The sequence below is a fragment of the Odoribacter sp. N54.MGS-14 genome, assembly GCF_000980295.1.
Lineage (GTDB): Bacteria > Bacteroidota > Bacteroidia > Bacteroidales > Marinifilaceae > Odoribacter > Odoribacter splanchnicus.
Genome location: NZ_LARL01000001.1, coordinates 45,549 through 58,241, shown reverse-complemented (window position 1 = coordinate 58,241; position 12,693 = coordinate 45,549). Strand labels below are relative to the sequence as shown.

The 12,693-nt window shown below is 42.8% G+C and carries 8 protein-coding genes; 2 read left to right on the top strand and 6 right to left on the bottom strand.

Annotated features, from left to right (window positions below; translation table 11 throughout):
* The first annotated feature begins 6 nt into the window (after positions 1–6).
* Complete coding sequence (bioC, locus tag WS42_RS00270; protein ID WP_013611058.1) at positions 7–759, top strand: malonyl-ACP O-methyltransferase BioC; 753 nt, start codon at positions 7–9, stop codon at positions 757–759.
* Between the two features lie 50 nt (positions 760–809).
* On the opposite strand, the gene WS42_RS00265 is transcribed toward bioC, so the two are convergent.
* The gene (locus tag WS42_RS00265; protein ID WP_013611057.1) at positions 810–1,451 is read right to left on the bottom strand and encodes an NUDIX hydrolase; all 642 of its coding nucleotides are present in this window, start codon (positions 1,449–1,451) and stop codon (positions 810–812) included.
* 474 nt (positions 1,452–1,925) lie between these two features.
* On the opposite strand from WS42_RS00265, the gene WS42_RS00260 reads away from it, so the two are divergent.
* Positions 1,926–2,816, top strand: coding sequence for a hypothetical protein (locus tag WS42_RS00260; RefSeq protein ID WP_022160909.1), 891 nt, complete (start codon positions 1,926–1,928; stop codon positions 2,814–2,816).
* A gap of 183 nt (positions 2,817–2,999) precedes the next feature.
* On the opposite strand, the gene WS42_RS00255 is transcribed toward WS42_RS00260, so the two are convergent.
* The 5 genes from WS42_RS00255 to mrdA form a co-directional block, all read right to left on the bottom strand.
* Positions 3,000–5,645: a calcium-translocating P-type ATPase, PMCA-type gene (locus tag WS42_RS00255; protein WP_022160908.1), complete on the bottom strand. Its 2,646-nt coding sequence runs from the start codon at positions 5,643–5,645 to the stop codon at positions 3,000–3,002.
* A 625-nt stretch (positions 5,646–6,270) separates the two neighbouring features.
* Positions 6,271–7,971, bottom strand: coding sequence for a glutamate formimidoyltransferase (gene ftcD / locus WS42_RS00245; protein WP_022160907.1), 1,701 nt, complete (start codon positions 7,969–7,971; stop codon positions 6,271–6,273).
* A 43-nt stretch (positions 7,972–8,014) separates the two neighbouring features.
* Positions 8,015–9,268, bottom strand: a complete 1,254-nt coding sequence (gene hutI, locus WS42_RS00240; protein WP_022160906.1) for an imidazolonepropionase — start codon at positions 9,266–9,268, stop codon at positions 8,015–8,017.
* Positions 9,269–9,389: 121 nt separating this feature from the next.
* Positions 9,390–10,811: a rod shape-determining protein RodA gene (gene rodA, locus WS42_RS00235; RefSeq protein WP_046450613.1), complete on the bottom strand. Its 1,422-nt coding sequence runs from the start codon at positions 10,809–10,811 to the stop codon at positions 9,390–9,392.
* 10 nt (positions 10,812–10,821) lie between these two features.
* Positions 10,822–12,693 (bottom strand): penicillin-binding protein 2, encoded by a 1,872-nt coding sequence (mrdA, locus tag WS42_RS00230; protein WP_013611051.1) that lies wholly within the window; start codon positions 12,691–12,693, stop codon positions 10,822–10,824.

Sequence of the window (12,693 nt, the reverse complement as noted above, 5' to 3'; positions counted from 1 at the left end):
CAAAGTATGATCGATAAGACTGAAATAGAATGCCGTTTCCGACGGAGCGTCGATAGCTATGAAGATAATGCAACCGTTCAAAAATGGATTGTACAGCGCCTGGTAGAATTATTACAGGAATATGTACCTTATTCTTCCCGGACCTTGGAAATCGGGTGTGGCACCGGACTCTTATCCGAAAAAATCAACCGGCTTTGGGAGGATCAGCAATTTTGGGTGAATGATTTGGTCGAGCAGATGTGCCGGAAAACGATAGACAGATGCCAGTTGCCTGTCTCACACGGGCTGAACGGGGATATCGAACAAATACCTTTGACCGGGAAATTCGATTTGATCGTTTCTGCTTCGACTTTTCAATGGCTGGCTCATCCCCGGGCTACTTTTGCTAAATTAGCAGCTCATCTTAATACAAACGGATGGTTGATTTTCAGTACTTTCGGGAAGAATAATTTTAAAGAATTGAAAGCTGTAACCGGACAAGGACTGGAATATCGTTCTATAGGGGAATTAAGTGCCTGGTTGTCTTCAGAATACGATATATTGTATACCGAAGAGCAGATACATACGCTAAAATTTTCCGATCCCCTGGATATTCTTCGGCATGTAAAGAAAACCGGAGTGAATGCAACCAGTCTACCGACAGCCTGGACCAAAGGACGTCTTCACGAGTTTTGTGAAGACTACAAAATCCGTTTCCTGACAGACGGGTATTGTCCGCTGAGCTATCATCCCCTTTATCTGGTATGCCGGAAAAAATAAATCTGGCATTGCAATTCGGCTACAGCCCCAATTGCAATGCTAAAATAGCCTTACAGCTTTCCTAAATGATTGAAAGTATTGGTTTTCATTAATTGCTCTAATTCTGCAATAATCATTGCAGTGGCTCCCCAAATAAAATTCTCTCCGATCTTATATCCCGGTGCAATAATTTTATGATCGTGTCGTACAAAAGAGTGTGTGGTTTTATTCCGGTCATCGAAAAGATCCCTTAATTTTACTAAAATGACTTTTTCCACTTCATCCTGGGATAAGATAAAATCAGGTAATTGTAATGTTGTCCCGACAATCGGAGTAATATTGAAATTGCTCAAAGGAATATAGATATCGCTCAATACTCCCAGGATAGACACTTTTTCTTCGGGTACTCCTATTTCTTCGTGACATTCCCGTAAAGCTGTCTGTAAAGCATCGGCATCTTCTTTTTCCATCTTTCCACCGGGAAAAGCAATTTGTCCGCCATGATATTTTCCCCGGTTTACCCGTTTGATGAGAGGAAGGGCCAATTCGTTTTCAAAAGGAACGATTAAGGCAAGGATGGCACTATTGACAGGAGGACAGGGATGTACGCCTTCGATTCCTTCGATATACTTCGGGCGAGGAGCCATGAGAGCATGTGCTTTTTCTCCGGGAAGGACATTATATAAAGCAGTTCTGATTTTTCTGGTTTTCATATTTCTATTACTGATTTGACAAAGATAAGAAATAAAGATATAAGATAAGAAACATGTGTTTTAAATTGGACAAACTATCCGAAAATACAAAATTATAAATAAAAATAATGGCGATTTAAATAAAAAAGACTTATCTTTAACCTGTTAAACGATAGCTTGGTGAAATAAATATGAAAATTATTCCAATTTTATATGGATATAATGAAAAATTGTCCTATCTTTGTAATGCCAATATATTTTACAAAGCAGCTTAGGACTGTTGATTAACGTAGCAGGCATTCGGTTGCCTGCTGCTTTAAATATTCGGTTCTTGGCTGATGGGGCAGGTGAAAAACCTGGTAATTTTTTGTAAAATATTATTGGCACCCCATCAGTTCAAGGGCCGATTTTTTATGTGTATATATTCCGGATTTGGATGATATAGAGATTTGACGGGGTAATTGTAAAATTTCTCTAATTAAAAACTTAACGGTTATGAAGACAATTCCAATGGTACCAGCTTGTCAGAACATGGAAGAACTCCACAAGCTAACAGATCTTATTTGTGAGTATATTCATCCTCAGATGGTTATTTTGTTCGGTTATTATGCAGGTATGGACTTTCATAACGCTTTGAAAGGGTATGAAATACTTGTTATCATGGAGGAAAAACCGACGCTGACGGTTAGGGAGTTGGTCGGATATTTAAAGACTCATTATCCGCTTGATAACCGGAAGGAGAAGAATCTGTCCCTTCATATTTTTACAGCTGAATTTATTCATCATCGCACTTCTTTAAGTTATTTTTTCTATGCAATTAGAAAAGAGGGGATCTTGTTGTATGAGAGTGAAAATTGTATTTTAAAAGAGTCTGTCGCTTATAAACCGACCCGTTCTTATCAGCAAATTGTCGGCCTTTCCGATCAGTGTCTGGCCTTAGGAAGAGCTTTTCTGCAAGATGCACAGCGACATATCGACGGTGGTATTCCCCGTTTAGCCGCTTATTATTTGTATCAGGCTGTCGTCCAATTTCTTCGGGCCGGAAATATGGTACATTATGGCTTTCTGGCCGAAGGGAGAGAAGATCTGGTGACGACTTACCTGAAAATCAGATACTGTACGAAAGAAATTGCTGCCTTGTGGTATGGAGACGGACAATTGGCCGAATGGACTTTATTCGGACGCTTGCAATCTTTTAGTTATAAAACCCGCTTCAGCTATCCGTATACCGTCAACTCCGATCTGTTGACCCGCTGTCTGACTTTTACCTGCAAAACAGAGAAAGTAATCAAAAAATTTTGTAAGGAAAGGATCAAATTCTTAGAGACCTTATCGAAATCCCGCGAGAATTCCCAGGAAGAGAAAAGTGACTTATCGAAGGAGTGAAGACTTGATCGGGACGATAAGATTTAGTTTATAAATCATTTGAACTGAGGTCCTGGCGGATTGGCGGATTTTCGGTTCTGACTTTCAATCCTGAACCTGGTTCCGCCAATCAGCAAGGCACTCGTCGGTTAACCGAAGGTTAGCCTTATCTTTTTCTAGCTTTGCCAGAAAATGACTTATGACTCATTGTTTCTTCATCAATCTGAGGATTTCACCGATCCACAGTACCAGCGAAGTCAAACCGACAATGATCCCCCAGTCTTTCCAACTTAAAGGAACGGTACGGAATACCTCTCCTCCGAATTGTACAATCAAATACTGCCCGATGGGAATGATAAACATAACGATCAGGAAACCGGTACTGTCCTTTAAATTCTTGAATGCAGAGCCATGAGAAAGAAAAGCTTTCGCATTGAACATATTCCAGAACTGTAGCATCACAAAAGTTGTGAAAAATACAGACAGATCGTGTCGGGACATGACTCCGTCGTTTATGGTAAACCAATACATCAGGCCGAGCAGCAATACCGTAAACGAAAGTCCTATCCCCAGGATGTAATTCCGCATCTTGGGACTGATGATAAAATCTGTCGATTTGCGGGGCATTTCATTCATTACTTTGGGGTTGGGAGGGAGAGAAGCCAGGGCAGCTGCTGCGAATGTATCAATGATCATGTTCACCCATAACATTTGAGTTACAGTCAAGGGTAATTCCCGGCCGAACATTGAACCGATCAGTACAATCAGCAAAGCCGATAAGTTGATCGTCAGCTGAAACAGTATAAAACGTTGGATATTGTGATAAAGCGAACGTCCCCACATTACGGCTGTGGCAATACTGTTGAACGAATCATCCAATAAAGTAATATCACTGGCTTCCTTAGCCACCGAGGTTCCGGAGCCCATGGAAAGTCCCACATCGGCATGATTCAATGCCGGTGCATCATTTGTACCGTCCCCGGTTACAGCTACGACTGCTCCCGATTGTTTCAGCAGTTCGACCAGACGTTGTTTGTCGGTAGGGCGGGCACGACACATTATTTTGAGTTTCAAAACCCGTTTCGCCGCTTCTTCGTCCGGCAATTTTTCAAAGTCGACTCCGGTGATAATCTGTTCCTCCGAATCTTCGGATTTCCAAATACCGATCTGCCGTCCGATTTCCCGGGCGGTTGCCGGAGTATCTCCGGTGACAATCTTTACATCGATTCCCGCATTCAAACATTTGGCTACTGCAGCGGGGACATCCGGACGTACCGGATCGGAAATCGCCGCAATTCCTAAAAAGATAAAATCTTCCTGAGCGATAGCTTCGATCTCGCCTTCTGAAGCAGAATCTACTAGCTTATAGGCAAATCCCAATGTACGCATCGCCTGATTCTGAAAGTCCAGCAATTCTTTTTCTACAGTAGCATGATATTCTTGTGCAGGAACTAAACCTGCGGGGGTTTCTACCTGTTTACATTTGGCGAATACAATTTCGGGAGCTCCCTTCAGATAGAGAATAAGCTTTCCCTCCAGCACGGAGCGGACCAGGGTTGCCATGTATTTCCGTTCGGTAGAAAAGGTCAATTGTTCCAAAATTTCAGTATTATCCCGGTAATCCATATAATTGACCTTCTGCTGATGCAGCCAAAGTAATAAAGCGGCTTCGGTCGGATTTCCCAAGGTCTTGATCTGATCGTTACCGTATTCCAGATAGGCCGTTGAATTGATGGAAATCCCTTCCTTGATCAATACCTGAAGGCGATTATCCTGTTGCAGTTCTTGGTCCGGCAAACCGTAAAACCGGGTTTGATAAACCTGCATTTGATTTTGAGTCAGGGTTCCTGTCTTATCTGTACAGATAACGGTTGTGGCTCCCATCGTTTCGCAGGCATGCATCTTACGTACCAAATTGTTCGTCTTTAGCATTTTACGCATGCTTAATGCAAGACTTAGTGTAACACTCATCGGTAAGCCTTCCGGGACGGATACAACGATAAGAGTGACTGCAACCATGAAATATTTCAAAATCCTTCCTGCCGTTTCTAAAGTGAAGATCGTATCGGCAGTGAAAATTCCGGCTATAATATCTTTTGTAAGTAATCCGACAAAAGTAACCCCGGCAACTGTAAAACCGATAATACTGATAAACTTGGCCAGGCCTTCCAGTTGTTTGCTGAGCGGAGTTTTATCGTGATTGATCTCTGTAGATTTTTGGGCCACTTTTCCGAATTCTGTAGCGTCACCTACTTTTTCTACTTTGTAGACACAATGCCCGTTGACTATAGTGGTACCCCTCATGATTTTGTTGGAAGGGTAGGTAGCCTCCGGATCGAAATCGGCAGGATCGGTAGTCTTATCGATGACCGGTTCGCCCGTTAGGGTAGATTCGTTCACTTGCAAAGAAATAGCTTCGATCAATTCTCCGTCAGCGGGAATTTCTTCTCCGGTCTCAAGTACGACAATATCGCCGACTACAATTTCACGTTTAGGTATTTCGTGTATGTTTCCATTGCGAAGAACCTTTATGTGTATATCATCATTGACCTGGTTCAATAATTCGAATTTTTTATTGGCATCCATTTCGAACCAGAAACCGACTCCGGTAGCCAGAAATATAGCGAAGAAAATACCGATCGTCTCTGCATATTCATTGTGCATGATAGAAATAATCAGCGACAAGACGGCTGCTACCAACAATATACGGATAATCGGATCTTTAAATTTCTCAAGGAAAAGTTTCCACAAAGGAGTATGCGGAGGTGGAGTGATGATATTTTCTCCAAATTGTTTGCGGCTTTGCTGCACTTCTGAATCGTTCAAGCCGGAATAATGTTTTGTTTCCATTTTAGCTGTGTGTAGTATATTTTAATTCTTCCATTCGTAAATAATCTTTTTGATTGCATTGGCTGACTTCAAATTCTATAAACGCATAAAAAAGAACGCAATATGGGAATAGGGCAGAAACGTGTAAAAACTATTTTCCTTTCTCCCGCAGGAGAAAAGCAAGTTGAAAAATGATATTTTTCAGCAACAGAGTGTAATAGATTTTTCCGGTTGCGCGAACTGGATGGACAGATACAATTTTCGTCGTCCTCCCCATACAGGGTATAATCTGCAATAAATTCAGTCTCGATTCCGGGATACTGGCCGGCAAAAGAGATCGGTTCCTGATCGGCTCCTTGCTGGAAAACAGTAAGGATAACGACCAGTATCCCCCCAAAGAAGTACCTTTTCCAATGACAACAGTCACAACGGTTAATTTCTGAAACCCTTGTTATCCCTGAAATCTCTCTAACTATTAAATTCTGCTTTGTCATACGTACGCAAAGATAAAGCAAAACCCCCGATATTTTATCCTGCTATCCGGAAAAATCGATCGAAAGTAAGAAAGTCTGTGATAAAAAAAGCAAATCGTTTAACCGGTGGCCCGGCTAAACGATTTTATATAACATAGCAATAGATCGGGAACTTAGATTTTTGAATTTACAATCTTCAAAATTTCAGCTTCCAGTTCATTGGCTTTTTCCACGATAGCTTCACCTTCGCGTATGATTTGAGCTGCAAATTCCTTATCTTCCAATCCGGCTGCATTGATTTTTACATTCAGAAATGCTCCCATGACTCCGGCACGTGCTGCCAATGCACCTACGCCGGCATCCGTTACGGAATTCGGGTTACCTATTTCAGCCATAGCTTTGGCTACAGACATACATTCGTAACATTGTTTCATCGTTTTGAACGGTACTTCGGTAGCATAGCGGGTGGCATCCTGAACAGCTTTCTGCCGGGCAGCTTTTTCTTCTTCAGATTTTTTAGGCAAACTGAAAGCATCCATGATCTTATTGAAAGCATTGGTGTCTTCGTCCACCAGTTTGGTCAATTCAGTCTGATATACTTTTCCTTTTTCAGCCCAATCGCTAAATTCTTCCCAACGGTCGTCCCATCCCCGTTTGTGTGAGGAGAGGTTGGCGACCATCGAACCGAGAGCGGCACCCAAGGCCCCCATATAGGCAGAGATCGACCCCCCACCGGGAGCCGGAGATTCAGAAGCCGTTTCGTCGGCAAAATCGGTTAAAGTCATGTCTACCAGTTTTTTCTTACCTTTCGAAGCTTCTTCCTCGAGAATATATTCGATGATCTTCTTTTTCGGATCGAAAGGATATAATTCGTCCAATCCCAATGATTTGACGGCTATTTTGATCAGCTCTTTGTCGGATACCCCCGTAGAACGTTGTTGTTTACGCAGGAAATACCGACCGGCGTCCAACATCGCTTTTAACGGAAGTACACCGACAAGTTCGGAACCGGTAACCCGAATGCCCCGGTCGGCAGCCTTACGGCAAACTTCGTCGAAGGCTTCATGCATGGAAGTCACGGAAATATCCGTCAGGTTCATAGAGATCTGAGCTATTCCATATTCTTCTATAAACCAGCCGATCGCTTTTACAGATTTCAGGCTCCCCGGAATCATCACCGGCTTTCCTTTTTCATCCAATACTTTTTTACCGGTGATCGGGTTGCCTTCCCGTTTCACCCTTCCGCGTTCGCGTACATCGAAAGCGATCGAGTTGGCCCGGCGAGTAGAGGTGGTATTCAGGTTAACATTATAAGCGACCAGAAAATTACGGGCACCGACTGCTGTAGCTCCGGTCTTGGCAGTCCAGCTATTCAGTTCACGGGGACCGAAATCCGGATGCCACTGTTCACTGGAAAGACGTTCTCCCAAAGCTTCATATTCTCCGGCCCGACAAGTAGCTAAATTTCTCCGTTCCGGAACAAAAGCAGCACTTTCGTAACAATATACCGGGATATTCAGCTCTTTGCCGATACGCTCGGCTAATTTCCGGGCGTATTCCACGGTTTCTTCCATCGTGATATTGGAAACCGGCACCAATGGACATACATCGGTTGCTCCGAAGCGGGGATGAGCTCCCTTGTGTTTGGTCATATCGATTAATTCGGCGGCTTTCTTGACTGCCCGGAAAGCTGCTTCACAAATCGGTTCGGGTTCTCCAACCATAGTCACCACAGTACGATTGGTCGCCTTACCGGGATCGACATCAATAACACTGATTCCTTCAACGGTTTTCATGGCATCGGTGATCTGATCGATGATATGCATGTCGTTTCCTTCGCTAAAATTAGGCACGCATTCAATTAATTTTTTCATGGTATATAAACTTTAATTTTAAGTATGTTTCAGTCGATTTCAATTAATATTGTTCTCCTTTTAAGAAAATCGCTTCTATTAAATCAGCCGTATAGGCATAGGGTAAGTATTCGATGCCCGAAATAGGAGTCGTTATATAAAAGTTGGCAAGTTTACCGACAGCGATACTCCCTGCTTCTTCTTCAACTCCCATCGCATAGGCCGAATTTAAAGTCGTCGCATTGATCACTTCTTCAGGTAACATTTTGTAATTGATACATCCTAAGGACATAATGAATTTCATATTACCGGAAGGAGAAGAACCCGGATTATAATCGGAAGCCAAAGCTACCGGTAAACCGGCCTGAATCATCTTACGAACGGGAGAATAAGGCATATTCAGGAAAAAAGCGGCTCCGGGCAATACGGTCGGCATAGTTTCGCTTTCCAATAAACAGGCGATTTCTTCTTCTCCCATACATTCCAGGTGGTCGACAGAAATTGCATTGTATTTCACACCGACTTGCACACCACCCGAGTAGTCGAGTTCATTGGCATGTATCTTCGCACGTAATCCGTATTTCATTCCGGCATTCAGCATCCGGTCGGTATCTTCGACAGTAAAGAAACCTTTGTCACAAAATACGTCGATGTAATCGGCCAATTCTTCGGCAGCGACCATTGGGATCATTTCGTTGATAATAAGATCTACATATTCTGTTTGTCTGCCCTTATATTCCAAAGGTACGGCATGTGCCCCTAAAAAAGTCGATTTAATCAATAGGGGAGTTTCGGCTTTCAAACGGCGGATCACCCTCAACATTTTTAATTCGCTTTCGGTATCCAGCCCATAACCACTTTTTATTTCGACTGCACCTGTACCGAAACCGGCGATTTCCTGAATCCGGTCATAGGCTGCATCGAAAAGCTCTTCTTCAGAAGCTTTACGTATCCTTTCGCATGAATTGAGAATACCGCCTCCGCGTTTGGCTATTTCTTCGTAAGAAAGACCACGGATTTTATCGATATACTCGATTTCACGGCTTCCGGCATAAACCAGATGAGTATGAGAGTCACAATAAGAGGGCATGACCAAACGGCCGGTTGCATCGATTTCCTTGACGATATCCCCGCCGGCATAGACAACCTCCCGGTTTAAATCCTCCATTTTTCCGAATCCGGCAATTTTATCTTCTTCAACAAGTAAATAAGCATTTTCCAGGATACCTAACCGGGCCATATCTTTACCTGCAACCCATTTGCGGGGAGATAGTTCCGTTTGTACCAGCTGTTTTATGTTCAGAATGAGTGTTTTCATCTTTCGTACTTTTTAATGTTTATAGCCGCACGAAAATATTAAAAAAAACGAATAAAAACGCGCTTTAAGATATATTTAAAACGTTTGTGCCCGAAGATTTTACCCGGCAGATGTTCGCCGCTTAACTGAATACCTGAAGGCGGTTGGCATCCAGACGTAAAAAGATAAAGATCAAAATAGTAAATGCCCAAAGGGAAGAACCTCCGTAGCTGAAAAAAGGCAGGGGGATGCCGATGACGGGAGCCATTCCGATCGTCATTCCTATATTGATCGCCACATGAAAGAATAAAATGCTGGCTACCCCGTATCCATAGATGCGGGAAAAATCCGAACGCTGACGTTCCGCCAGGTAAATAATTCTTAAAATAAAGGCCATAAGTAGTCCGATCAGTATGGCCGAACCGACAAAACCCCATTCTTCGCCGACTGTACAGAATATAAAATCGGTACTTTGTTCGGGAACAAAATTGAATTTGGTCTGGGTACCCTGTAGAAATCCTTTTCCTAATAAGCCTCCTGAACCTATTGCAATTTTAGATTGATTGACGTTATAACCGGCTCCGGTCAAATCGGTTTCTATCCCCAATAAATTATTGATCCGGTCTTTCTGGTGGGGCTGTAATTTTTCGAAAGCATAGTCGACACCTACCGTCGCTCCGATACAAACCCAGGAAGCCAGTAAAACGAGCAGTATATGCTTCATCTTACGCTTATATATAAAATAAATACCGATCAAACCGGTCGATAAATAAGCGTACAATAATAATCTTTCATTTCCGATATTGAATTCAAATAACCACTTCAAAAATAATAAAAATAGGAAGCAGCTTACCAGGAAAATAATGATCCGATAAAATTCCTGTTTATTCTGACGGTAATACAGGAAGGCTATCAACGTCCCTGCAATAATCAGAGATAATACGACGATGGGGGGATAGATCAGGGTGAATATAAAAATAGCTATAGCTATAAAACATAATAATAGAAGTGAACCATGTAAACCTTCTCTATACATTACAAGGATAAACGAACTGTATACCAGTGCAGAACCGGTATCGTTCTGCAAGACAATCAAACCGGCCGGAATAGCCAATAACAAACCGATCAATGCCAGGCTTGAAAAGCGCATGATTTTAAAACCATGCCTGCTCATTACATTCGCAATAGCCAGACAAGTAGCGAATTTTCCGAATTCGGCCGGTTGTATCCGGATACCTCCGATTTCAAACCACGAACGGGCTCCATGGGATTCTACCCCGAAGACCAGTACGGCGGCCAAAAGTCCGATCGTCAGTCCATAGATCACAAAAGAAAAAGCGGTAAAAAATTTACTGTCGGTAAGTAAGATAAAAATACCCAATACGAAGGCAGCCCCGATCCACAACAATTGTTTTCCGTATTTCAGGTCGATATCCAAAATATTGCTGTGGCTTTCATCGTATACAGCCGCATAGATATTCAGCCATCCCATAAAAACCAGGAGGGTATATAAGAAAATGGAGAGCCAGTCTATATTTTTCAAAAGTTCTGATTGCCTGTTCATAATTCCAAGATTAATCTTCTTCGTTTTGCTTTTCTTCTGCTGTCTTCAAATGCTGTTCTTTCTTCGGAGTTTCCGGGATAATCAGATTAGAGTTCAACATTCTTTCCTCAATTGCTTTTTTGCGGGGAGCGATCTTGCCCTTGAGGTATTTCTCCATAATCAGTCCTCCGATAGGTACTGCATATTGGGCACCGAATCCTCCGTTTTCAATATAGATAGCGATCACAATTTTAGGGTTGTCTTTAGGAGCGAAGGCCATGAAAATGGAGTGATCCTCTCCATGCGGATTCTGAGCTGTCCCGGTTTTACCGCATATGACTACCGAATCGATAGAAGCCCCGCGGGCCGTTCCGCTGCTGGCTGCCATCGCCATACCTTCTACGACGATATCGAAGTATTTCCGGTCACAGTCGACCGTATGTTTCTCGACCTGATTGTTCGCCCCTTCGATCGGACGTACGATATGAGGAGTCATATAATACCCCCGGTTAGCCAATACACAGGCCATATTGGCTATCTGCAAAGGAGTAAGCTCCAACTCTCCCTGTCCGATAGAAAGAGACATAATATAACTCCAGCGCCAATCCTGAGTCCGGAATTTGCGATCGAATAGCGGAGGAGTGGGAATTGAACCACTGATCTCATTGGAGAAATCAGGACATATCTTCGCACCTAAACCGAAGGAACAAATAAAATCTCTCCATTCGATGTAAGCATCCCGAACACTATCGTATTTCCGGTTTTCCAGTATCCTTCGCCACACATTTACAAAATAGGGATTACAAGACTGCTGAATAGCCTGGTACAGATTCAGGGGAGAATTGTGATTGTGGCATCCCATCCGGATCCCTCCGATAGCTGTCTTAGCTTTCCCGTAACATTCGAAACAAGTTTCAGGGGTAATGACTTCTTCCTTTAAACCATACAGTGCTTGCAGTGTTTTAAAAGTAGAACCGGGAGGATAAGCTCCTGAAACGGTACGGTCGAACAGAGGCTTATTGGGATCCTGATTCAATTTTTTATAATTTTTACCTCTTTCCAGGCCGATCATCAGTTGGGGATCGTAACCGGGGCTGGAAACTTTCAGTAGGATTTCACCTGTCGAGGGTTCCATAGCGATGATTCCGCCTCTCTTATTTCGCATGAGCTGGTAAGCATATTCCTGTAAGTCGATGTCCAGCGTAGTCGTGAGATTTTGTCCTACGATAGCGGGTTTATCATATAGACCGTTTTGGTAAGAGCCTTTTACACGATTATAATTGTCAACCAGTAGGATTTGTTCCCCTTTCGTACCTCTCAGCAGATTTTCATAACTTTTTTCGAGTCCGTTGACTCCGATATAGTCACCGGGAGCGTAGGTGCTGTCCTGTTCGACCAAAGTTTGGCTGACTTCTCCGATATATCCGAAGACATCGGCAGAATGGGAAACGTTATACTTTCGTAATGTTCGGGTCTGCATGAAAAATCCCGGATATTTGTGTAATTTTTCCTGCAATACGGCATATTTGTTGGCCGTGATCTGAGAGATCAGGACAGAAGCCTTGAAAGGAGAGTATTTCCGGCATTTGACCATATTTTTAATCAGCATATCTTTATCTATACCCAAAATAGTGATCAGCTCGGTTGTATCGAAATCTTTCACCTGACGGGGAATCACCATGAGGTCGTATGCCGGCTGGTTTTCTACCAATAATTTACCGTTCCGGTCAAAAATCAATCCTCTGGCCGGATATTGAGTCGCAATTCGTTGAGAGTTCATCATGGCTTTTATCTGGAATGAATCGTCTATCACCTGCATATAAAATAAGCGGATGATATAAATACAACAAACACAGATAATGATAGCCGAGATAACTGTTTTCCGATGTGTGTATTTGTTCAT